Source organism: Paenibacillus sp. JCM 10914 (assembly GCF_001315105.1).
Lineage (GTDB): Bacteria > Bacillota > Bacilli > Paenibacillales > Paenibacillaceae > Paenibacillus_AQ.
This window is the reverse complement of the sequence record NZ_BAZR01000005.1, coordinates 111,071-134,995: the sequence shown is the minus strand read 5'-3', so window position 1 is coordinate 134,995 and position 23,925 is coordinate 111,071. Positions and strand designations below refer to the sequence as shown.

The following is a 23,925-nucleotide window of genomic DNA, read 5'->3' as shown; positions in this document are numbered from 1 at the left end:
AGCCCCTTAGGGGCCGGGCTTATATTCATTTAATTTCCCTTCATAGATCAGCTCCAGCTGATCACTTTGCCGGAAATCATCAGGTGTTACCAGTGCCGGCAGCTTGTTCCAAAGCTTGATGCCTGATCTCTCCAGAATCTCCGCTACAAATTGAGAGCAGAAGTAGGAGTTGCTGAATTCGACCGGTTCCTTGATCGCAACTCCGATGACGCCCAAAATATTATAAAGATACTTGTTGCGCCGCTGGATAAAGATCTGCAATACCCGCTTCATCTTCTCCGCCTCGCGAGGGGTAACTTGAAGCTCGTAAATGACGCAGGTCGTATCCGGGTACTTGCTGAAAGTGCCGGTCTGTATATCTTCACGCACAAACCCGCCGTTCAGCGGATTGTTCGGATTCTTCCTCCCGAAGCTGTACATCTCGGATAAGTCGCGCTTAAATGAGATCGAGGCATGGTTGTAAGGTGCCCTGGTATAGGTCTGAATCATCTTGGTAAACAGCGTTCCCGTATTCGTAAGCAGGATATACACCGATTGCTTCTCTGCCATCCACGAAATTTCCCCTTATCATATTTAGACTCTTCCTTCATAATATCATATGATGCTTTTTACCGAATCCTACCCTCACGATAAGTTGGTGATGCCATGAACAGCACAATCATAACTTTGATCTTGATATGTCTCTTCCTATCGATGATTCACTTTACCTACCGCTGGATGAAGCGCAACCGCCCGGATCAAGGCGACGGCATGACGCAGGCGCGAATCCGTGCCTGGTGGGGCATGTTCTTCATTGTGAGTATGGCTACCTTGTTCAACAAGGTCGTGGCCCTGCTCTCGATCATGGTACTCGCCTTCTTCGCCTTGAAGGAATACTTCTCCATGATCAAATCGCGCAAGCATGACCGCAGACTGTATCTGTGGGCGTATTTATCGATTCCCGTTCAGTTCTACTGGATCTTTATCGAATGGTACGGAATGTTCATCGTGTTCATTCCCGTCTACGTGTTCCTCTTCCTGCCGCTTCCGCGACTGATCAATAAAGGGACCAACGGTTTTCTCAGAAGCGTCAGCTCAACCCAGTGGGGGCTCATGCTCATGGTGTTCGGACTTAGTCACCTCGCCTTTTTCCAATTTGCAACCCCTGCTTACGGCGCCGGTATTGTCCTCTACCTAGTGATCTTGACTACGCTTGGAGATATGATTCACCACGTAACCTCCCGTTATTTCGGGAAACGCAAAATCGTACCGACGGCCAATCCGTACCTGACCTGGGAAGGGTTCGTCTGTGCCTTTCTCATGACGACAGCCGTATCGTATATGATCTATCCGTATCTAACCCCGCTTGACCCAGCATTCGGATTATATTCCGGGATGCTCATCAGCTTGAGCGGTTTCTTTGGCAGCTTGACCATCTCGGTTTTGAAAAGGGATCTGCTGATCGGTGACGGGGACAAGTCTCGTGCGATGAAGAAAGGCTATATCAGCATCGTGGACAGCTTGACCTATACCTCACCTGTCTTCTTCCACTTCATTCGATATTTCTACGATTTCATGTAGGGCTACCCGTCTGTTTGTCTTCCATCAGCTGCCGTAACTTGGCCTCCGTATTCGTGTCAGGTGCAGGCGTATAGATGCTTAAACGCAAATCATCCGCGCCATATGCCTTGAGCGAGGTAAGCTCATACACCATCTTGCCCGCCTTCGCATGCCTGAACTCCAAATGCACCTCCGGAGCATAGCTGACCTGGCTCTGCTCCCACATTCGGTTGAAGTCTGGATGCCCCTGCTTCATCTCCTCCAGAAAATGATCATACCATTCATCTTCGACGTACTGGCCGTAATAGCTTCGGAACATGGACAGGAATGAGCTGGCGAACTGCTCCCAATTGACCGCCAGCCGCTGGAATTCCCTGCGCGTGAACAGCAGCCGGATCATATTGCGCTCTTCTGGTGGAATCCGGTCAAAATCCAGAAAGACGCAAGCCGCTGCTCGGTTCCAGCCTACAATGTTGCACATACGGTCTGAGATCATCACCGGGCAATGCTTAAGCTCGGTGATGATCTTCTGTAAGGAGGGGCTGATCTGCACCGTCTCCTGCCTAACCGGATAAGACTCCATACTGCTCTCCGACGCTAGGGAGAACAAGTATCTGCGCTCATCCGCGTTGAGTTGCAGCGCAGTAGCGACGCAATCCAGCACGGATGGCGATACTTGAATGTCTCGCCCTTGCTCCAGCCACGTATACCAGGTCGTGCTAACGCCGGCAAGCTGGGCTACTTCTTCCCGGCGCAGGCCGGGTGTTCTGCGCCTGGTCCCGGCAGGCAAGCCCACGGACTCTGGCGAGATCTTCGCACGTTGCCCCTTCAGAAATGCTGACAATGCCTGTAGCCTGACTTGAGAATTCACCTCGGAGCTCCCCCTCTTTCGTTGATCTAAATTTAGAATAGCAGTAATTATACTAGGATAAACGATATCTTGTAATAGGATATAATAAGTGACATTATAACCATAAGATCAACAAATTATAAAGTCTAGAGGAGGCTAATTCCCATGGAACGAGTCGTTATCACAGGTATGGGCGTCATTTCGCCGCTGGGCCATGATGTAGATACATTCTGGACAAGACTTCACCGAGGCGAATCCGGTATTACCTTTATAGATGCTTTTGATACATCCAGGCAAAAGGTGAGAATTGCGGGCAGCGTCAAGGAATTCGATTCGTCTGCCCTGTTCGGTGCCAAAGAGGCGCGCCGAATGGATCGCTTCTGTCAGTTCGCGCTGGCCGCTGCAGAACAAGCCATGACCAGTTCCGGGCTTGACCTGGCACAGATCAACCGGGAACGTATGGGGGTATACGTCGGCTCCGGCATCGGGGGAATCCAAACGTTGATGAATCAGAGCGAGACGCTCGCTTCCCGCGGTCCGGAACGCATAAGCCCAACGCTGGTACCGATGATGATTCCGAATATGGCGGCCGCCATGATCAGTATCCATTACGGAGCGCTCGGTCCCACTCTCGCTCCGGTTACGGCATGCTCCATCGGCAACACCGCGATTGGCGAGGCGTTCTATCATATTCAGGCGGGTCGCTCGGATATTATCATCGCCGGGGGAGCGGAAGCAGCCCTGACCGACATCTCACTGGCCAGCTTCGCTAACGCGACCGCGCTCTCTACCCGCAACGAGGAACCGACCCGGGCCAGCCGTCCGTTCGATTCGGCGCGCGACGCTTTGTCATGGCTGAAGGAGCCGGCATCCTGATACTGGAATCGCTCTCCCATGCCCAAAGCCGAGGTGCCACCATCCTGGCTGAAGTGATCGGGTATGGCGCCAGCTCGGACGCCTATCATATGGTTGCTACGCCAGAGGACGGCAATGGCGCAGCGCGGGCGATGAGACTCGCCCTGCAGGAGGCAGATCTCTCCCCGTCCGATATCGACGTGATCAGCGCGCATGCGACGAGCACCGTCATCGGCGACCGCTCGGAGACAACGGCGATTAAACAGGTGTTCGGCGATACCGCCTACCGCATTCCGGTTACGGCCAACAAGTCCATGACAGGTCATATGCTGGGCGCCTCCGGCGGCGTGCAGGCGATTGCGCTTGTGAAGGCCTTGCAAAATGGCGTCATTCCGCCTACCATAAACTTGGATCAACCTGATCCTGGATGTGATCTGGATTATGTACCGAACGTGGCCAGAACCGCAACGCTTAACATTGGCATGTCCAATTCATTCGGCTTCGGCGGTCATAATTCAGCCATCATCATCCAGAAATATATCAACACTCATTCTGTTTGAAGATGAAAGGACCCACCACCGATGATCATTGTATTTTCTATTGTATTCCTGCTCCTCGGCATCCTATTCGTCGGGAGATCCAGAAGAACTGGTCCCACCGATCGATTCCTGCTCTGGATCGGGATCGCTTTAATTATCATGACGCTGTTCCTGATCGCCTTCAGTGCGATGGAATACATGGACAGCGTAACCCCTAAGCCGGGACACTAAGGGCGATTACAACTACATCCGATTTAGATCTAAGGAACCCCGCCGTTACGGCTGGGGTCTTTTACTTGTTGCCAAATGGTAGTGTGGCGCGGATTATGAGAATATACGCAAGCTAATACTTTTTACGTTCGTTCAAACTTTTTGGCAGGCTCGCACGTCCTGCATCTGAAAGGCAATTGCAATTGAGGGTTACCCGCGCGGTCCATAAGGAGTGTCCTATTCAAATGAGAGGTACAAAGAGGCTGGAGAAGCTTCTGATTCAATGCATAACCGATAACCAAGAGAACGCCTACCGGCTGGCCTACAGTTATGTCCGCAACAAAGAGGATGCACTCGATATCGTGCAGGATGCCATCCACAAGGCGTTCCTCTCGATGGAGAAGCTGAAGCAGACGGGTTCGCTGCGCAGCTGGTTTTTCCGAATTGTGGTGACCACTTCCCTGGATTACCTTCGAAAGCAGAGGAGAGTCCATGTTATGGACGACGAGCATTTGGAGCTTGTGCTGCCCAGCAGTCAAGATCGGTATCCGAACCTGGACCTGGCCCGTTCCCTTGAGGAACTGCCGGAGAAATACCGGGTCGTGATCATTCTCCGTTATTTTGAGGATATGAAAATAGAAGAAATCGCGGATGTTCTGCAGGAAAATCTCAGTACGGTGAAGACGAGGTTATATCAGGGGCTACAGCGGTTACGAGTGAATCTAGGCGAACATGAACAAGAGGAGGAGCACCAACTTGGATGACAAATTGAAGAAATTCAAGGACGAATACGAACACCCCCCATCCCTGACGAGCTAAGCTCGGTCGTGAATAAGACGATTGCGGCCAGACGGCGGAAAAATAAGTCCCTGTCATGGCTGGCAAGTGTCACAGCCGCCTGCATTCTGCTAATTGCCGGCGTAAATACAAGTCCTGCCTTCGCGCAGGCCATGTCCGATGTACCCGTTCTCGGTAATCTATTCAAAGTCGTGACCGTCCGCGATTACGCTGAGCGCGATGAACAGACCGAGATTCATATGGAAACGCCGGGAATTGTGAATCTGGGCGATGAAGAGCTGGAGCAGGCATTAAACAGTAAGTATCTGACTGAGAACAAGCAGCTGTATGAAACTTTCAAGGATGAGGTGGCCGCGTTGAAGGAAGGCGGCGGTCACCTGGGACTCGATAGCGGCTATGAAGTGGTGACGGATAACGAACAACTGCTAACCCTTCGGCGCTACGTGGTTGAATTCGCAGGCGGCTCGGCTGAGTCCCGGCAGTATGATACGATCGATAAAGTAAATCATATCGTGATCACGCTACCGAGCTTGTTTAAGGACGAGAGCTATATTAGCGCCATCAGCGATCATATCAAACAACAAATGCGCGAGCAGATGTCCGCCAATCCGGACAAAATCTACTGGGTAGAGCAGCCCGACGCTCAGCCGGAAATGCCGGAAGATCAATTCAAGTCCATCACCATGGAGCAGAGCTTCTACATTAATCCCGAAGGCAAGCTGGTCATCAGCTTCAACGAATATGACGTAGCACCTGGTTATATGGGCGTGGTGGAATTCACCATTCCAACCGAGGCTATTGCCGATCTATTGGTTAGCCATGAATACATTAAATAGTTCGCGTCATCGTCTTCTTAGCTGAATCAAAAACAACACCCCGATCCGTACTGGATCGGGGTGTTGTCGCCGCCGGCCCGTCCACAGCTAATCGACGAACACCAGTTTGCCGAATCGGGACGGAATGTGGTAATTGACCTCTCCCGTCGGACTCCATGCCTGGAATTCACGGGACCTTGCGGGTCCTCATCGATCCGGTAGAAGTTCACGTTCCAACTGCGCCCCGAACAAGGCAACGCCAGGAAATGATGAGTGGGAATGCGAATTTCACATGTCCAACCCCCGTCGGCATCATGCTTCACAGCAGTCTCGAGTCCTTCCATATCCCATGACACATCACTGGCCGTAATGGATCTATGGCCGTCATTCCAGATCCGCGCGTCAAACACCACATTGTGCGGGCTGACCTCAAGTTCAATATACTCGGTGCCCGCCTTCACCTCATCAATGAATAATTCGACGACATCCTGCTCATACAAAGGATCGTCCCGGTGTTGAAAGTTTGATACAACATGGGCGTCCCGGCATGTAAACAGCACGTAGACCCACTCGGAGCTCCAGCATGCCCGTACTTCCGTTGCTTCTCTCACAGTAAGTCCGGTGACCGTATCCGTAAGCGCAGCCGCTTCATAGCGCTCCCAGTCGATATGTCGTATGTCACCTTCTCCCATTTCCGCAGGCGTTCTGAACACGACCGGCCTACATTCATATACGGGAACAGCTTGTCCAGGTTGAATCGTAATCACCCCCATGCTTATAACTTTCTATACCCCTCATCTTAATGCATGAAGAAGGTGTTAGCTATATGTTTGTCATGGTACACTTGAATAGAATGGAAATGGTCGCATAATGAAATATCAAACACGCTGTGTTACAATAATAAAATTGCCAACGCTAGGGAGGATTATGGATTCGCATGCTCATTATAGGTATCGCCGGCGGCACCGGATCGGGTAAAACCACGGTTGCCCGCTCTGTCATTGATCGTCTGGGTTCAGATAAAGTAACTTTCATTTCGCAAGATAATTATTACAAGGATCATAAGGATCGCAGTTTCGCAGAACGCGAGAAGATCAACTACGATCACCCCTTTGCCTTTGACAATGAGTTGTTGGTCGAGCATCTTGGCCTACTGAAGGCGGGGCAAACCGCGTACGCCCCCGTGTACGACTTTACGAAGCACGCCCGATATTCCGACCAGACAGTGGAGCTGAAGCCGAGCAGCATTGTCATTATCGAAGGACTGCACGTACTGTCGGATGAGAACTTGCGCAAGCTGCTTAACATCAAAGTATTTGTGGACACGGACCCGGATGTGCGCGTTCTGCGCAGGGTCATTCGCGACATCGAGGACCGGGGCCGCACCATCCAGTCGATCCATCACCAGTATCTGACCACGGTGAAACCGATGCACGAAGCCTTCATTGAGCCTTCCAAGAAATACGCCGACCTCATTATACCCGAAGGCGGGCAGAATGAAGTCGGGATTCAGTTGCTCTCGGTGTTAACCGAGAAATACTTGAGCGGCGACCCTTCATCATTCGATTCATAAATCGTTAAGTGCGTACAAACCCGCAGTCCTGGGCACAGGTCGGCGGGTTTGTTGTTCGTTATGCCGTTATTCAGGCATATCGCTTTAGTGGAAGCGGTCTTGCCAGCCTTGCTATTACTCACTTGAACATATTTTTCAGCACCATCATCAAGTTTGCCGGCTTCTCCGCCAGCCGTCGCGTAAAGTACGGATACCACATCGTTCCATAGGGCATATAGCAACGAATACGATAACCATCCTTCGCAAGCGCTGCTTGATCATTCATCCGCAATCCGTACAGCATCTGGAATTCGAAGCCTTGTTTATCGATTCGTGCTTGCTCAGCAAATACCTTGACCCAGTCGATAATACGATCATCGTGAGAGGCCACCGCCGTATACGCGCCTTGATCGAAATGCAGCTTAATGATCCTCTTATAGTTATCAATCACGTCCTCTTTCTTCTGGTAGGCGATCGTCCCCGCCTCCTTGTATGCTCCCTTGACGAGCCGCAGATTCACGCCCGCGCCCATCAGATCTTGCACGTCGGCCTCGGTACGGAATAGATATGCCTGCATCACGGTTCCAACATTGGTGAAACCCTCCTTATGAAGCCGAAGCGTCATGTCGATCGTCGCCTGCGTATACGGCGAATCCTCCATATCCAGCCGCACAAAGTTCCCGTGCTCCTGTGCCTTTCGCACAACCGATTTAATGTTCTGGTACGCCGTGTCCGCATCGAGTGCCATGCCCATCTGCGTCGGCTTAAGCGATATGTTCGATTGCACGCCTCGGTTCGCGATTCCCTCTACAAGCCGTAAGTATTCCTCCCGATACCCTGCCGCTTCATCCAGCGAGCGAATACCCTCGCCCAGATGATCCAACGTCACGAGAATGCCTTTGGCGTTCAGCCTCTCGATCTCATCAAGCGCTTCATCCAACGTATCGCCGGCGATAAATCGGCTTGCCAGCTTCTTTCCATACTTGATCGACAGCCATTTCACGAATATATTGCCCGACACCGTCAGGATCACTTTACGGTAAAGCTCGGTTCCGTCCATGCGTGCGCCCCCTTCCGAATGATATACGGAATAAACCCCTACCTTAACTCATATGCAAAAATTGGATCGGCATGCTGGGAGACAAACCTTTCTCGTAAAGCGATTACGAAACTGAATCTAAAATAGCACATGCCAAAAAGCCCCTCCTGTAGGAGCTTGGAGGGGCTTACGTCTTCTAATTTACGTCTTATGCTATTTACACTCTGGCTTTACCTTGAATTTCCTTCGTGACCCTGCCCTGAAAGGATTCGTTCATCCAGACCGACAGATGAACGCTATTCTCACCGAAAGTGCACTCCGCTGTCTGATAGAACGGTGTTTCAATTAACCGGATCGTCAATATCAACGTCTGCTCATCTCGCCAGGTCATGGAGGAGCAGGCCGCATTATCTTCCGGCGTATCAAACCTTACCGCTCCGTGGACCCATTCATTCCGGCCCATCGATACATCGTCGAAGTTGGTATGCTTGCCGCTAACATTCAGCACCGCCCCTTCTTCCGTGAATCGAACCGAGAACGTGTGCAGTCCATCCTCGTTCTCTTCCAGATCGTAGATAATACCAGCGACCTCGGATTCGAGCGGCGAGCTAAGGCTATGCTGCGGCGGGGTAAGCTGAAGACCCTCGAGCAGCCTTGCAAGCGACGCTTGCGCTTCGTCATTCGCCGGCCGTTCTTCCGGACCCATCGCGGGCAATAGATGCCGCCACACCTGATTCAGCGGTTCCTGCATATCTCCAAGACCCGAAGTGATCGCAATCACGGCATCAAGCTCAGGATGAACGATGCAATACTGGCCGAACGCCCCGTCTCCACGATAAGCACCGTGACGGCACATCCAGAACTGGTAACCGTAGCCCTCGGTCCAGTCCGAAGTCGAATCCGCCGGTCCGTTGGCTATCTGAATGGAGGTTGCTTCCTTGATCCAGGCAGCCGGTACAAGCTGGCGGCCACCCCACTCTCCCAATTGCAAGTATAACTGGCCGAATTTGGCGATATCTTCGGTACGTATGCTGAGTCCCCAGCCTCCGGCATGAATCCCCTTCGGACAACTTTCCCAGGTTGCTCCGTCAATACCAAGCGGCTCTAACAAGCGGGGCTGCAAATAATCCAGCAGGGTCTCGCCCGTTACTTTCTGCAAAATAGCGGATAACATATATGTAGCTGCACTGTTGTATACAAAATGCGTTCCAGGCTCATGCTCCACAGGGTGATTCAGGAAATCGGACACCCAATTCTCCGTCTGCAGCGGCGGCTCTACCGCATGCCCGGTTCCCATCATAAGCAGATCCCGGATGGTCATGGCGGCCAGATTCACACACGGCTCCTGCGGCGCCTCTTCCGGAAAGAAAGCGATGACATGATCGTCAACGGAAATTCGGCCTTCCTCTGCCAACTGGCCGATGGCGGTCGAGGTGAAGCTCTTGCTTAGCGAGAACAACATATGAGGTCGAGCCGCCTGGTATGGATCCCACCATGCTTCTGCCACAACCTGACCATGACGAAGCAGCATAAAACTGTGCAATTCCATTTCCTTGTCCTGTATAGCCCGAATGAAATGCTCAATGGCTTCTGATGAAATTCCTTGTTGTTCGGGGGTACTTCTTGGCAATGATTGAATCGTGTTCATATTCATGTGCGACACCCGCTCCCTCCGGAATAGAAGATGATCATTACGCCTCCATTATACACCATTTAATGGAACCGCTTCATCGTATCGTATCACACGGCAGTCATAATGTTCACTTATCCGGATCAGACCTTCTTGCGCCAGAAACGCGGTTTCCTTGGCACGGCCACGCGCCAATTCCTCACCGTCCACCTGAGCGTTGCCGCATAGCCTCATCTCGGCGGAATACAGTGATGGATGGGACAAGAGGAAATACTGACCGTCTTGCAGTTTAGCTAGCACGCGCTCGAATTGCTCATGATCTTCCGGCATGTCCCCAGGGAACATCTTATAAAAATACCGATGGTTGATCAGCCCCTTCGCGACTATCCAGCGATCCAATTCCGCTTGGAGCCCCGGCATGAATCGTTCCGGCAGCATGTGAGAATCGGCATACGTTATCGTGAATCCAACCCTCATCAGTCGATTCAACTGCGCTTCGCATTCTTTAATAATCTCATCCACCGAAGGTGGATGCTGAACGAACCAGCTAGGATCCTGATGGAAAAAACCTTCCCGATCGATAAGCGAAGGGACCTGCTCCTTCGCGGTTACAGGTCCCCAGCGCATTTGATCCCATTCGGCATTCAGCGTCATGTGGAATCCGAAACAGATATCCTCCCGGTGCGATAACAGCTTCGCGGCCTCTTCCAGATATGGCCCGGGCGCCATGATCGAGACATTTCGGATAAAGCCGGCATCTACCACCTTCGCAATCGCTTCGTTGGCCGAGCGGCTCGAGGCCAGATCATCAGCCCGCGTAATGATACTTCTCATTTAACCGCGCCTGCCGCAATGCCCTTGATGATGTATTTCTGTGCAAAGATGTAGAAGATAACGACCGGAATAATGGTCAGCGTGAGACCCGCCATCGCCTGGTTCCACACAATCGTAAACTCACCGAAGAAATAGAAGGTCGAGAGTGGAATCGTACGCAGCCCTTTGTCCGATAAGGCAAGGGACGGGAGAAGGTAGTCATTCCACAGGGCCATCACATTCAGAATGGCGATCGTCACGGTAATATTCGTCAGGAGTGGGAAGACGATTCGCCAGAACACGCCCATCTTCGAGCAGCCATCCAGTGTCGCCGCTTCTTCCAGCGCAATCGGTACCGATTTGATGAATCCATGGTACAGGAATACCGCCATACTCGACGTAAAGCCGATATTCATGTAGATTAGGCCCTCATGCGTATTCAGCATCGGGATGTGCAGATTGCTGCGAATCCAATCCATCACCTGCATCAACGGCATCATCAGCGTCTGGAATGGAATAAGCATCGTCGCCACGAATAACAAGAAGATAAATTTACTCAGCTTGTTATCCGTCCGGACCAGCATCCATGCCGTCATGGAAGCCAGCACAATCACGAAGAGCACGGACAGAATGGTAACATACAGTGAGTTGCCTAGTGCCGTGAAGTAATTCATCTTCTCCATCGCTGATTTGTAGTACTCGAAGCTGAATGAGGAAGGCAGCGCGAGTGCATTCTCGTACAGCTCCGCCCGATTCTTGAACGAGTTGATCAGCATGATAAACACAGGGGACAAGAAGACAAGCGCAAAGAGGAACAGCAGGATGTCGAGCAGCCACTTCCCTGTTTTCTTCATTACATCTGCACCTCTCTTCTCTTCGTAATGATGACTTGAGTCAAGGTCAATCCCGCTACAATGATAAAGAAAATGATCGCTTTCGCTTGACCTAATCCGTAATTTCCGTATGCAAAGATTTCATTGAAAATATTCATAGCGAACATTTCCGTTGCATTGCTCGGGCCGCCCTTCGTCAAGGAGAGGTTCACGTCGTATATTTTGAAAGCACCTGACAGGGTCAGGAACAAACAGATCGTAAAGGAAGGCATTAGCAGCGGGAACACGATACGCCGCAGACGCTGCCACATATTCGCTCCATCCACCTTCGCCGCCTCCATCAGATCGTCGGGTATTCCTTGAATTCCCGCGATATAGATAATCATCGTGTAACCGGCAAGCTGCCAGGTAAATACCGCGACAATCGCATACAATGCAAACTGAGGATGCAGCAGCCAATTGAAGAACACGCTATCGAAGCCCGTCTTCTCGCCGATAAAACTAAAAGCATCCGTAAAAATAAACTGCCAGATATAACCGAGGATCAAACCGCCGATCAGATTCGGCATAAAGAACATGGTGCGCGCCGCATTGCGCGAACGGAGTTTCGTCGTCACAAGCAGGGCAAACGCAAGTCCAAGTATGTTGACACATACGAGGGCTAGCAGCGTAAATTGTACCGTATGCCACGCAGATGACATAAATCGGTCGTCCTGGAATAACGCAACGTAATTGTCGAATCCGACAAACACTTTCTCGTTAGCAGGAATGCCATCCCATTTTACGAAGGAGTACACGATGCCGATAATGAACGGGATGATGACAACCGTTGTAAAAATGAATAGCAGCGGCCCCGTAAATAAAGCAAACCAGGCTTTGTCCTTTCTTCTGCTCACATCCATACCTTCTTTCCGTCCGGGTGATCCTACAGCCATGAAACAAGATCAACGCCTCTGATTTGAAAAAACAAAAGCCTAACGCTCATGAAATTTAGCGTCAGAGGCTAGGCTTTTGCATCATAAATTATTTGTACCCATTGGTAAGCTTAGAACCACTTACTTCGAGCTTTCGCCCACACTTCATCCAGCTTCTGCAGGAATTGCTCACCCGTCATGCCTGCATTCATGAAGAACTCCTGAGCTGCAGGTGCCAGGTCATTCGTGATAATGCCGGACGGGAAGAAGTTGAGCGGCCATGTGATCGTCTCTCCGTTCACGGTTGCTTCATGGACGGCCTGCGACAATGGATCCAGGTCGCCTGCTTCAATATTCGTCATCGCAGGGATGAATTTGAAATCGTCCACGATGGCTTTTTTACCGGTGTCGCTTGTAAACAACCAGTTCAAGAATGCGTTCGCTGCCTTAACTTCCGCTTCGTCAGCCTGGTTGTTAACGACCCAATAACTTGCAACCCCGACGGCAATCTTGTCATTACCTTCGAGCGGGAATGGCATCATGCCAACGTTGGAAGCAAAATCCCCGAAATCCTCAAGCATGGAATAGCTCCAGTTCCCTTGATGCACCATCGCGGTTTTGCCTGTTGCAAAGTCACCCATCTGAGTATCGTACTTCACTTCCATCGGGTTCTTGGCATTAGCTCTGATGACTTCCATGAACTTCGCCCATTCCTGGAACGCCTTCGTGTCTGCCATCTTCACTTCGCCTTTGTTCAACTGCTCAATGTAAGCAAGCGGATCCTCCTGAAGGGCAAACGGTGTATTGATGATATGACCAATCAGGAAATAGGCTTCCTGGGACAGGCTTAGACCATTAATACCGTCCGCCTTTAATTGCTCCATTGTGCTGGTGAAGGAATTGAGGTCCTTCACATTCGCAGGGTCAACCAACTCCTTGTTGTACACCAAGCCAAAGCCCTCAACCCCGTATGGAACGCCGACAACTTTATCGTCAACCTTCAAGTCCATGTCCGGCGCGATATTCTTAACATACTCTTCATTACTCAGATCCGCGAAATAGGACTTCAATCTTTCCGATTCGGGTCCTTGAGCAACGCTAAAGATGGTAGGGCCTTGATTGCTCCCCAACTTGGAGACTAGCTGTTGACTGTAAGCATCGCCGGCTGCGCCCCAGATTTCAACCTCGTTGCCGGTCTCTTCTTTATACGTCTTAACCAATGCTTCCAGAGGTTCCGTGATTTCTACCTTTGACTGGAACAGCGTAATTTTCTTGAGCTGCTCCTCGCCAGACCCTGCTCCGGCATTATTATTCGATGTACCACCACATGCAGCCAGTGCCGCAACCAAAGTGGTTGCCGTTAGTATACTTAACACTTTTTTTACTTTACCCATGTTGCATGCCTCCCCTTTAAGGACTCTTTAAAGTAAAACGTTTACAAACCCATCATATGGTGATTCACAGCGAATGTCAATAAAATTTGTACGCGTTTTCATAAAGTACTCAGTAAAAAATTAAGTAAAATATTAATTGTTTTACTAATACAACTCGTCCTATTTTACTGTTTTGCGCCATTGAATCGTAGCATTAAGTTTGAAGGGTTCTTTTCCCGTCGTGCCATTGATCATCTCAAGCAGCTCTTTAGCCGCTAAATAACCGCTCTCATAGCGAGGAATCGCGATTGTGGTGAGGCCGGCCATCGCTGCTGCTTCGGTATTATCGAACCCGGTAACTGAGATATCTTCCGGAATACTGAGCCCCCCCTCCTCGAAAGCCTTGATTGCGCCAAGCGCCATATTATCGTTCGCGCACACCAGCACCTCCGGCAGTGAGTTGCTTAGTATCATGATTTTCGCTGCTTGATAGCCGCTTTCTTCGCTATAGTCCCCGTGGAAGTAGTGACGCCGGTCAAATGCGATGCCATTCTTCTCGAGCGTGTCGGTAAAACCCGCATACCGCTCTTTGTGATCCAGCGTGAACTCCAGCCCTCCGATAAATCCGTAGCTCTTGTAGTTCTTATTAACCAAAGTCTGTACCATTTCACACATCACGGGGTAATTGTCAATGATCACGCTCTTAGTATAAGCGTATTCGTTATCAATTATCCGATCCATCAGCACGACCGGAAATTGCGGTGTCGCCACAGATATCAGATATTCATCCGTCATATTCCGATCCAAGCTAATGGTACCGCTTGCAAATTTGCTGCGCATAAAATTAATGCTCGATTTATTCGTACAGATGATCAGGTCGTAACCGTTCTCATTCAGACAGTGGCTAATGCCCTTGATAATCTTTAAATAATAATCGCGGTCAAAGTCGCTGAACACAAAAATGATTGTATTGCTCTTATCCGACTTCGTTGATTTATGTGGATAATATCCGTGCTCGGAGCTAATGCGCAGTACTCGCTCTCTTGTCTCTTGGCCGACATTTTTGCGCCCGTTCAGAACATTGGACACGGTGGATACCGAGACTCCCGCAAGTTTAGCGATCTCCTTTAGATTACTCATTCATCCAATCCCCTTTCTAAGGCGTTAGTAAATTTAGTATAACACTTATTTATTTTTAATAAAATTTACTTATGTACTTGTGCAAAAAAAGAAGCTGCCCAAGGCAGCCTCTTTTATCATAATTCACATATAATGCAAACGATAGGCTAATACCGTTCTATCCTTACGGTTTAATGGACACTTCCTTCAACTGCATAATACCGTTCGGATGTCTCCAGAAGCCCTCCACCTTATCGCTTACCCCGTTTAAATACTCCTGATGGTGAATATAGAGCATGGGTGCAATATCGACCAACTTCTCTTGTGCTTCTTTGTAGATGGCTTTCCGCTGGTCCGGGTCATTCTCTTGACGACCGGCTTCCAGCAGCTTGTCGAGGTCAGGGTTCTTGGTAAACGTCCGATTGCCCGGCAGCCCCACGTTCTTAGAGTGGAACAGCTCGTATAATCCATAATCCGCATCAGCCGTGACCGTAGACCATCCCAGAATGAACATGTCGTGCTTGCCCTCTGCGGTTTGGGCGAGGTACGCTCCCCACTCTACAACTTCAATCTTTACATCGACTCCGATTTCCTTCAGCTTCGATTGTGCATACTCCGCAATTTTGACTCGCTCCGGATTATCATTGGTCCAAAGGGTTGTTGAGAATCCCCCTTCAAGACCTGCTTCCTTCAACAATGCCTTTGCATTCTCTATATTATGTTCAATTGGCTTTACCGTCTCGTCAAACCCGAACACGTCAGGGGCCAATGGTCCAACGGCAGGTATTCCCGTCCCTTCATAGATACCTTGAATAATCTCGTCTTTGTTGATTGCCATCGATAAGGCCTGGCGCACACGAACATCGTCAAACGGCTTCTTCTCCGTATTAAACCCGATATAAGACAGACTGAGCGATGCCTGACGGTTTAAAGATACTCCCTCTGTGCTTTCCGCCCGATTGATACTGCTTGGAGAAACCGGATCGATGATATGCGCATACCCGGTTTCCAACTCTGCCAGCCGTGTGCCTTCCTCGCTGACGACCTTGAACGTCACTTTATCCACCTTGGCCGGGTTGCCCCAATAATCCGGATTGGCCGCCAATTTCACTTCCTGTCCCGGATTCCAGCTCTCCAATTTGAACGTGCCCGTACCTACAGGATTCTGTGACAGATAAGCCCCTGCCTTCTCTCCCGCATCGATCTTCTCATAGTCGAGTTTGATTGCCTCCGCGCTGATCATCCCTACCGCTGGATGAGCAAGATGCGCCAGCAGCGGGGAGAATGCATATTCGGTCACGAGCTGCACGGTGTACTCATCTACGACTTTGATTTCTTTAATCATCCCTACCAGTGAAGCACGTGGCGAGCTCGTCTTCGGATCCTGCATACGATCGAGATTGGCCTTCACTACCTCGGCGTTAAATGCGGAACCATCGGTATACTTCACGCCTTGTCTCAGCTTGAACTCCCACGTCAAATCATCGATTGGGGTCCAGCTTTCCGCAAGCCCTGGCTGGATACTGAGGTCTTTATCATGAATCACAAGCGTGTCATAGAGATGCGTTGTCACTATACTCGTTTGCTGATCCGTGGACATATGAGGGTCCATGGACGGCGGATCAGAAAGCCAGGCAATGACAAGCTCATTCGGCGCAGTCTCCGCTGCTTTCTCCCCTCCCGCTTCTTTTTGCCCCGTTTCGTTCGCAGGTGTCTTTCCATTGTTAGGCGCAGGATCAGAGTTGTTGCTCTTACCACCGCTACACGCCGACACCAGTAAAGTCATTATAACCAAGATGCCAATAAGTAACTTCACTCGCCTATTACCTGACATGTGATACAAACTCCCCCTTCTCACTTAAAATAGGAAAATATTTCTTACACAGTTAACATATATTTTACTATCTGATATTTATACCAGCTAAAAACACATATATCCTCACTATTTTCTGAGATAACCTAACATTTACATATATAAAACATGACATATATTAAACTTAAGAGAGGATGATCTTGCTTGGATACCCCGGCTTCCCATACCCAAAATGGCACTCACCTGGTTCGTTGGAAATCTTTTTATCTCCGTCTAAGGAAACATAAAACCGCCCTGTTCGGAGGCTATTTCCTACTATTTATGATCCTTGTCGCTATTATCGGCCCCCTCCTCACCCAGTACGATCCCACCAAGGTGGATTATTCTATGAAACTGCTGCAGCCCTCGGCTGCTCACTGGTTTGGAACGGATCACAACGGTAGAGATATATTTACAAGAATTATTCATGGCATGCGGTTAACACTCTCCGTCGGATTTATATCGGTCATGATCGGGGCTACGTTCGGCATCTTACTCGGGGTCATATCCGGCTATTACGGAGCAAATGGGATGCCATTATTATGAGAATCACCGATATTATGCTTGCTTTCCCGGGTATCCTGCTGGCACTGGCAATCGTAAGCGTCCTCGGAAAAAACCTGTTCAATGTCATCATCGCCGTCAGTATCTTCTGTATCCCTACCTTTGCCAGGGTAGTGCGCGGTTCCACGCTCGCGGTTCGCAAGCTCGAATACGTCGATGCCATGCGATCACTCGGCGCAAGCGACGCACGAATTATATTCCAGCATATCCTGCCGAATATTACGTCTCCGATTATCGTCCAAGCCACGATGCGGATTGCCGTAGCTATACTGACAGCCAGCGGCCTTTCCTTCCTTGGTCTTGGTGCTCAGCCCCCCACTCCGGAATGGGGCGCAATGCTCAACGATGGACGCAATTACATCATGGAGTTTCCCCACGTCGCCTTGTTCCCCGGCTTGTCCATTGTTGTGGTTGTCATTGCGTTCAACCTGCTCGGTGATGGTCTGCGGGACATCCTTGACCCGAAACTGAAAAAATAGGAAGGGAGCTGCTTCGAACATGTTCATCTATGCCGTCCGAAGACTGATTCACACGATCCCCGTTATCATCGGCGTGACCGTTGTTGTGTTTCTGTTGATGCATCTGATTCCAGGCGACGCAGCCCAGATCATCATCGGAGAAGGAGCACCGATCGAGCAGGTCGAGATGATCCGCGAGAGCCTCGGTTTAAACGATCCGCTGCTGCTGCAATATTGGAATTACGTCAGCGGCTTGCTCCAGGGCGATCTGGGTGATTCCATCCGCAGCAATCGACCGATTGCGGAAGAAATCTTCACAAGCCGCTTCTGGATTACCCTGGAACTGGCGATTTACAGCACGATCCTCGCCGTCTTCCTCGGCATTCTGGCGGGCATCATCTCAGCCGTGAAGCAGCATTCACCCGCCGATATAGGTGTCATGTTCGTGGCCTTGTTCGGCCTATCGATGCCCAACTTCTGGCTTGGCCTCATGCTCATCCAGTATTTCGCCGTCGATTTGGGATGGTTCCGACCATCAGGCTGGGGCACATGGTCACAGACCGTCCTGCCTGTGCTTACACTCGGCACAGGTGGTGCTGCCATTATTGCGCGCATGACCCGCTCCAGCATGCTCGAGGTTATCAGCCAGGATTATATCCGTACCGCACACGCCAAAGGCGTACGCGAACGGGTGATCATCTACCGGCATGCGCTTAAGAATGCCATGATTCCGGTCATGACCGTCATCGGCCTTGAATTCGGCGGTTTGCTTGGAGGGGCGGTGCTGACCGAGTCCGTATTCGCCGTGAACGGGATGGGCCGCTATGTCATCGACTCGATTCGAGCCAGGGACTTCCCGGTCGTGCAGGCTACGGTGCTTGTACTCTCGATCATGTTCGTGCTCGTGAACCTGCTCGTCGACATTTCCTACCGCTATTTTAATAAGCGTATCGACTTCGATTGACGAATCAGGCCAGGCAGATCGATTACACATAGAAAGGGTGTGAAAGCTAAGATGGATCACGTGTCCACCGTGCTGGAGATTCAGGATTTGCACACTTCATTTTTTACGGCGCAAGGAGAAATCAAGGCAGTAGACGGGATCAGTTTAACCGTACACAAAGGAAGGACGCTTGGCATCGTAGGCGAATCCGGTTCCGGCAAAAGCATACTGTCGCTCTCCATTCTTCGACTCATACAGAAACCCGGACGGATCAAGCGTGGCAAGATCCTTTATAACGGTGAGAATCTACTCGATAAATCCGATGGACAGATGCGCAAGCTACGCGGTAATCATATCTCGATGATCTTCCAAGAGCCCATGACCTCGCTCAATCCGGTCTTCACTGTTGGCGATCAAATCGCGGAAGCCTACCAAATTCATGAGCAGGTCGGCAGAAAAGAAGCTTTGAACAAAGCAGTGCAGATGCTGAAGCTGGTTGGTATCCCTTCCCCGGAGAAACGAATCCGGCAATACCCGTTCCAGTTGTCCGGAGGAATGCGGCAGCGGGTGATGATCGCCATGGCGCTCGCCTGCAATCCCGATCTACTGATCGCGGATGAGCCCACCACCGCCCTCGATGTCACGATCCAGGCGCAAATTCTGGAGCTGATGAAGGAATTGCAGCAGAAGCTGCAAATGTCGATTATCTTCATCACGCATGATCTGGGTATCGTGGCAGAGACCTGTGATGATGTAGCCGTTATGTACTATGGGAAGCTTGTAGAATATACCGATGTCCGAACTTTGTTCAAGCATCCGAAGCACCCCTATACCATCGGCCTATTGAACTCGCTGCCGCGTCATGATCTGGACAAAGAAGTGCTGGAACCGATACAAGGTTCTGTCCCAAGCCCGTTCGATACGCTTATGGGATGTTCCTTCGCACCACGTTGTCCACACGCCCGCCAGCTATGCCATGACCATGAGCCAGAGTTGCAACAGCTTGATGAACAACAGCAGGTCCGGTGCTGGCAGTACGCGGATCAATGGGAGAATGAAGCCGAGGTGAATTCAAGGTCATGAGCAAAGAGCTGTTAACCGTACGGAATCTGAAGCAGCATTTTCCTATCAAGGGAGGAATATTCGGCAGGACCGTCAATGTCGTGAAAGCCGTGGACGGGGTATCTTTCTCGGTGCATGAAGGAGAAACCGTCAGTATTGTGGGTGAATCGGGCTGCGGGAAATCGACCACGGGCAGAGCCATACTGCGCCTCGACGAACCGACCTCGGGCGAGGTCTGGTTTGAGGGAACGGATCTGCTCTCGTTGCGCCGAACCGAACTGAATCGCAAGCGCAAGGATTTGCAGATGATTTTTCAAGATCCGTATGCCTCATTGAATCCGCGGAAAACCGCGGTACAGGTATTGGAAGAAGCGATGGAAATCCAGCGGGTGGTCCCGGCACAGCAGCGGAGAGCAAAAGCGATCGAACTGCTGGAGACGGTAGGATTAGCCGCGCATCAGGCAGATCGATATCCACATGAGTTCAGCGGTGGACAGCGGCAGCGGATCGGGATTGCCCGGGCATTATCCGTTAATCCGAAGCTCATCATTAGCGACGAAGCCGTATCCGCGCTGGACGTCTCCATTCAGGCGCAGGTATTGAATCTGTTGAAGTCCCTGCAAGCGCAGTTCAAGCTAACCTACTTATTCATCTCCCACGACTTGGGCGTGGTGCGTCATATCTCGGATCGGATCATCGTCATGTACCTCGGTACTATTGTGGAGATTGCGGATAAACACTCGCTCTTTCGCCAGCCCCAGCACCCCTATACCCGGGCGCTGTTATCGGCTATCCCAACACTCGATCCCGACCGCAAAAAGGAGCGGATCATTCTTAAAGGGGATGTACCTTCCCCCATCGATCCGCCCACCGGATGCAGATTCCATACCCGCTGTATGTACGCCACCGACTTCTGCAAATCAGAGGCACCCATCCTGCGGGTAGTCGATCAGCGTGGCAGCCACTTGGCTGCCTGCCATTATATTGAAGATATTGGAGTGGCGACAGGCTCGCTATAGCTCCCCTGCAACACATAAAGGCGGGGCCTTTAGAAGAGGACGATACTCTTCTATAGGCCCCGCCTTTCTCAGGCAACCTGCTAGAGTGCAACTGTTCACGGAAATTGCTGCGAAAGTGCATCTTTTTTCGAGTAAATTGCGGCTTGAACAGCAAATACCTGCAAATTTACATCTTTTGTCGCTGTTATAGTTACCTAAAGGGCTTCTCAGGGTCAAAAAGATGCAGATTGGCATCTTTTTCGTATCCAGGTACTCTTTCAAGAGGTAAAGCCTGCATTTTTGCATCTTTTTACGTTGTCACACGGTCCTAGGCCATTCCCGCCCCATTCGGTATCATATTCTTGTGGCGATAGATGGAGAGCAGCAGGCCGACCATGGCAAGATCAAGCATGTTGTTTGTTCCGCCTCAAGCATAGGCGAGAATCAGCTTCTGGCCCTTGCAAGAGGTCTCTTCTATAACTGGAGTTTTCATCTATCACTCACTCATGGGAATCGTAATAATAACCGTGGTGCCTTGGCCTTCTTCACTCTGGAATTGGATATTGCCTTGATGATTCTCGATGATCTTATAACTTACCATCAGTCCAAGTCCCGTACCCTTATCCTTCGTAGAATAGAACGGCTCGCCCAGCTTGGCAAGCTTGCTCTCAGGAATCCCTGCTCCGTTATCCTGGAACTGAACGACCACGGCCCCTTCTTCGGATACGGCCATGCTGACGTATATCTCACCGCCGCCTGGCATCGCTCGATTGCATTCTTCAATACGTTGATAAATACCTGCTTCAATTGATTCTCCACGCACAGCACATGAATTCCAGGTCGTAAATCGGCCTTGATCTCTACGTTATTCATGATCGCTTGCGTCTCCAGCAGCATCATCACGTCCTCGATGATCGGTTCAAGCTCGTTCTTCACAAAATCGATCGCTTGCGGTTTGGCCAAGACGAGCAGTTCGCTTACGATCTGCTCAATCCGATCCAACTCGTCGAGCATGATGTCGATATACGTCTTATTGCTGTTCTCCTTGGATGACAACAACTTCGTGAATCCCTTCAGTGCCGTCAACGGATTACGGATTTCATGCGCAATCCCAGCAGCCAACTGTCCAACCGCTGAGAGCATCTCTGTCTTGCGCAGCATCTCTTCCGCGTTCTTGCGATCGCTGATATCCTCCGATAGTTTCACAAAATGGATAATCTCGCCCTTCTTATCCTTAATCGGGATCACCTTGACCGATTCCCAGTAAAGGTCGCCATTCTTCTTGCAGCCTGTCAACTCACCCTTCCACATCTCGCCGGACTTGACCGTCCTCATCATGGCATCAAGCATATGATCGTCTGGGCTGCATTCCATGAAATTATGTATACCCTGGCCCTTCGCTTCGTGCGCGCCAAAATCGGTTACCTCGGTAAAGTGTGGATTGGTATACTCAATCCTCCCGGCGACATCCATAATCACCGTCATGCTGGGACTCTGTTCAACCGCATAAGATAACTTCAGCAGCTCTTCGTTGACTGCTTTCAGATCCGTAATGTCGACGAAGGTTAGTACGACACCGCTCGTGAAATTGTCCTCGGTCCGGTATGGCAGAATTCGCATGCTGTACCAGGTGCCGTCCACGCTTTGGATCTCCTTCTCCAGCGGTTCTAGCGTCTGCAGCACATGCTTGGCGTCCTCAACCAAAGAATAGTATTGGAATTGATGCGAGATATGCTCAATCGGCCGTCCGTAGTCGACCTCCATCAGATTGATTTCCTTCGTGATGGCAGGGGTAATCCGCCGAATGCACATTCGCTTATCCAGAAAAATCGTCCCAATCCGCGTACTCCCCATAAAATTGCTCATGTCATTGTTCACATCGATTAATTCCTGTATCTTGAATTGGAATTCCGTGTTCATTGTGACCAGTTCTTCATTCACGGACTGAAGCTCCTCATTCGCACTCTGCAACTCTTCAGTCGCTGCCACAAGCTCTTCATTCGTTGCTTGCAGCTCCTCGTTGGAGGTCTCAAGCTCCTCCACCATTGCCTGAAGCCGCTCATCGGATCGCTGCAGTTCCTGCTCCAGCTCCAGTATCCGCGATTTCACATCACTGTCAATCTGCATCGGCTCCAGAACCAGTAGATCTTCACGATCCAGTTCCTTCGCTTCCTCGAACAAAATCAAAACATATTTGTCGTAGGAATTGTTCTTCATCGAGAATGGGCGGATATGCAGATCGACCTGCCGCTCGCCGTAGTTGGTCGTCATCATGATAGACCGATATACAACCTCTCGCTTATATTCTCTCACCTTCTGAATGCCCGAGGAGAGCGTGAGCGAGATGTTGGAATCCAGCATTTTGAACACATTCCAGCTCGGTTTGCCCTGGGCTAGCATCAAATACTCGTTAATCGTGCCATTTAAATGGATCACGTTGTTATTGCGGTCTACAATCATACCCGGCGACAGATGTTCTTCCGTTAATGTGCCTTGCAGCTCATCCAATCGACCGTGCGGCTGCTGCTCCCTGACAGCGGATGGCCCCAATACAGGTGGGATATTTCCCTGAAACACCGTCTCATTCTCGGTAGCGAAACGAAGTGAATCGTTATTTTGCTTCGATTGGCGGTGGGTGAAGATATTCCATCTCCGATCAAATGGCTCAAACTGATTCACGAATCGACCGATCGTCTCGCTTGGACCGAGAAATAAAAAGCCATCCGGATTCAAGGCAAAGCGAAAAAGAGAAAGCGCCTTCATCTGCATCTCCGGTTGTAAATAGATCAGCATGTTCCGGCAAGTAATCAGGTCAAGATTTCGAAAAGGCGGATCCTTAATAATATTTTGCGGCGCAAACACGACCATCTTCCGAATTTCCTTGCTGATTTTGAACATATCGTCGTCTTTAATAAAGAACCGATTCATATCATCCTCGGATAAATGGTTAATAATGCTCTCCGAGTAAATACCTTGACTAGCGTATGCAATGGCTTCTTTATCAAGATCGGTCGCAAAGATTTTAATATGATACGGAACTTCCATCTGATCTGCATATTTCCGCAGCAACATCGCGATCGAATAGGCCTCTTCACCCGTTGAGCAGCCAGCTACCCACACCCGGATCTCCTTCATTAAGCTCTTTCTCTCAAAAATAAGCGGCAGCACC

20 protein-coding genes and 3 pseudogenes are annotated in these 23,925 nt (G+C 50.4%); 10 read left to right on the top strand and 13 right to left on the bottom strand.

Translation table 11 applies throughout. From position 1 onward, the window contains the following. Positions 1-6: 6 nt before the first annotated feature. A complete protein-coding gene (locus JCM10914_RS09140; protein ID WP_023959888.1) occupies positions 7-549 on the bottom strand; it encodes a hypothetical protein in 543 nt (180 codons plus the stop codon). A gap of 168 nt (positions 550-717) precedes the next feature. Between JCM10914_RS09140 and JCM10914_RS09135 the strand changes: the two genes are divergently transcribed. Further along, positions 718-1,560: a phosphatidate cytidylyltransferase gene (locus JCM10914_RS09135; RefSeq protein ID WP_370570229.1), complete on the top strand. Its 843-nt coding sequence runs from the start codon at positions 718-720 to the stop codon at positions 1,558-1,560. Here JCM10914_RS09135 and JCM10914_RS09130 read toward each other — a convergent pair. Further along, the gene (locus JCM10914_RS09130) at positions 1,553-2,410 is read right to left on the bottom strand and encodes a helix-turn-helix transcriptional regulator (protein WP_023959884.1); all 858 of its coding nucleotides are present in this window, start codon (positions 2,408-2,410) and stop codon (positions 1,553-1,555) included. The two genes, JCM10914_RS09135 and JCM10914_RS09130, sit on opposite strands and share 8 nt — an antisense overlap. Before the next feature lie 144 nt (positions 2,411-2,554). On the opposite strand from JCM10914_RS09130, the pseudogene fabF reads away from it, so the two are divergent. The 4 genes and pseudogenes from fabF to JCM10914_RS09110 all read left to right on the top strand — a co-directional run bounded on the left by fabF (position 2,555) and on the right by JCM10914_RS09110 (position 5,627). Further along, positions 2,555-3,804, top strand: a pseudogene (gene fabF / locus JCM10914_RS09125) (beta-ketoacyl-ACP synthase II). Positions 3,805-3,825: 21 nt separating this feature from the next. Continuing rightward, positions 3,826-4,014, top strand: a complete 189-nt coding sequence (locus JCM10914_RS09120; RefSeq protein WP_023959878.1) for a hypothetical protein — start codon at positions 3,826-3,828, stop codon at positions 4,012-4,014. Positions 4,015-4,238: 224 nt separating this feature from the next. After that, positions 4,239-4,757, top strand: coding sequence for a sigma-70 family RNA polymerase sigma factor (locus JCM10914_RS09115; RefSeq protein WP_023959876.1), 519 nt, complete (start codon positions 4,239-4,241; stop codon positions 4,755-4,757). A gap of 63 nt (positions 4,758-4,820) precedes the next feature. Further along, positions 4,821-5,627, top strand: a complete 807-nt coding sequence (locus JCM10914_RS09110) for an anti-sigma-V factor rsiV (protein ID WP_023959874.1) — start codon at positions 4,821-4,823, stop codon at positions 5,625-5,627. A 26-nt stretch (positions 5,628-5,653) separates the two neighbouring features. Here the strand turns inward: JCM10914_RS09110 and JCM10914_RS09105 are convergent, their stop codons facing one another. Then, positions 5,654-6,379 (bottom strand): carbohydrate-binding family 9-like protein, encoded by a 726-nt coding sequence (locus tag JCM10914_RS09105; protein WP_023959872.1) that lies wholly within the window; start codon positions 6,377-6,379, stop codon positions 5,654-5,656. A 164-nt stretch (positions 6,380-6,543) separates the two neighbouring features. On the opposite strand from JCM10914_RS09105, the gene udk reads away from it, so the two are divergent. Then, entirely contained in the window at positions 6,544-7,179 is a 636-nt protein-coding gene (udk, locus tag JCM10914_RS09100) for a uridine kinase (protein WP_023959870.1), read from the top strand. A gap of 118 nt (positions 7,180-7,297) precedes the next feature. On the opposite strand, the gene JCM10914_RS09095 is transcribed toward udk, so the two are convergent. The 8 genes from JCM10914_RS09095 to JCM10914_RS09060 form a co-directional block, all read right to left on the bottom strand. After that, on the bottom strand, positions 7,298-8,218 hold the full coding sequence (locus JCM10914_RS09095; RefSeq protein WP_023959868.1) for a proline dehydrogenase family protein: 921 nt from the start codon (positions 8,216-8,218) through the stop codon (positions 7,298-7,300). A 196-nt stretch (positions 8,219-8,414) separates the two neighbouring features. After that, on the bottom strand, positions 8,415-9,851 hold the full coding sequence (locus JCM10914_RS09090; protein ID WP_036717490.1) for a serine hydrolase: 1,437 nt from the start codon (positions 9,849-9,851) through the stop codon (positions 8,415-8,417). Between the two features lie 48 nt (positions 9,852-9,899). Beyond that, complete coding sequence (locus tag JCM10914_RS09085; protein WP_023959864.1) at positions 9,900-10,661, bottom strand: ChbG/HpnK family deacetylase; 762 nt, start codon at positions 10,659-10,661, stop codon at positions 9,900-9,902. Further along, the gene (locus JCM10914_RS09080; RefSeq protein WP_023959862.1) at positions 10,658-11,494 is read right to left on the bottom strand and encodes a carbohydrate ABC transporter permease; all 837 of its coding nucleotides are present in this window, start codon (positions 11,492-11,494) and stop codon (positions 10,658-10,660) included. The genes JCM10914_RS09085 and JCM10914_RS09080 overlap by 4 nt, the downstream gene beginning before the upstream one ends. Further along, positions 11,494-12,369 carry a carbohydrate ABC transporter permease gene (locus JCM10914_RS09075; protein WP_036717572.1) on the bottom strand — a complete coding sequence of 292 codons (876 nt, stop codon included), beginning with the start codon at positions 12,367-12,369 and terminating at the stop codon, positions 11,494-11,496. The genes JCM10914_RS09080 and JCM10914_RS09075 overlap by 1 nt, the downstream gene beginning before the upstream one ends. Positions 12,370-12,518: 149 nt before the next feature. Beyond that, a complete protein-coding gene (locus JCM10914_RS09070; RefSeq protein WP_023959859.1) occupies positions 12,519-13,781 on the bottom strand; it encodes an ABC transporter substrate-binding protein in 1,263 nt (420 codons plus the stop codon). Between the two features lie 159 nt (positions 13,782-13,940). Beyond that, entirely contained in the window at positions 13,941-14,900 is a 960-nt protein-coding gene (locus JCM10914_RS09065) for a LacI family DNA-binding transcriptional regulator (protein ID WP_023959856.1), read from the bottom strand. Positions 14,901-15,063: 163 nt separating this feature from the next. Then, positions 15,064-16,713 (bottom strand): glutathione ABC transporter substrate-binding protein, encoded by a 1,650-nt coding sequence (locus tag JCM10914_RS09060; protein ID WP_023959854.1) that lies wholly within the window; start codon positions 16,711-16,713, stop codon positions 15,064-15,066. Positions 16,714-16,896: 183 nt separating this feature from the next. Here JCM10914_RS09060 and JCM10914_RS09055 point away from each other — a divergent pair. The 4 genes and pseudogenes from JCM10914_RS09055 (at position 16,897) to JCM10914_RS09040 (ending at position 20,777) form a co-directional block, all read left to right on the top strand. Next, positions 16,897-17,774: pseudogene (locus JCM10914_RS09055) on the top strand (ABC transporter permease). Positions 17,775-17,793: 19 nt separating this feature from the next. Then, on the top strand, positions 17,794-18,717 hold the full coding sequence (locus JCM10914_RS09050; protein ID WP_023959848.1) for an ABC transporter permease: 924 nt from the start codon (positions 17,794-17,796) through the stop codon (positions 18,715-18,717). 51 nt (positions 18,718-18,768) lie between these two features. Beyond that, a complete protein-coding gene (locus tag JCM10914_RS09045) occupies positions 18,769-19,779 on the top strand; it encodes an ABC transporter ATP-binding protein (protein WP_023959846.1) in 1,011 nt (336 codons plus the stop codon). Beyond that, positions 19,776-20,777: an ABC transporter ATP-binding protein gene (locus JCM10914_RS09040; RefSeq protein ID WP_023959844.1), complete on the top strand. Its 1,002-nt coding sequence runs from the start codon at positions 19,776-19,778 to the stop codon at positions 20,775-20,777. Before JCM10914_RS09045 ends, JCM10914_RS09040 begins: the two co-directional genes overlap by 4 nt. 475 nt (positions 20,778-21,252) lie before the next feature. Here the strand turns inward: JCM10914_RS09040 and JCM10914_RS29940 are convergent, their stop codons facing one another. Together JCM10914_RS29940 and JCM10914_RS29935 are read right to left on the bottom strand one after the other, a co-directional pair. Next, entirely contained in the window at positions 21,253-21,489 is a 237-nt protein-coding gene (locus JCM10914_RS29940; protein ID WP_231638589.1) for an ATP-binding protein, read from the bottom strand. A 272-nt stretch (positions 21,490-21,761) separates the two neighbouring features. Continuing rightward, a pseudogene (locus JCM10914_RS29935) lies at positions 21,762-23,924 on the bottom strand (CheR family methyltransferase); the annotation flags it as partial. Position 23,925: the final 1 nt, after the last annotated feature.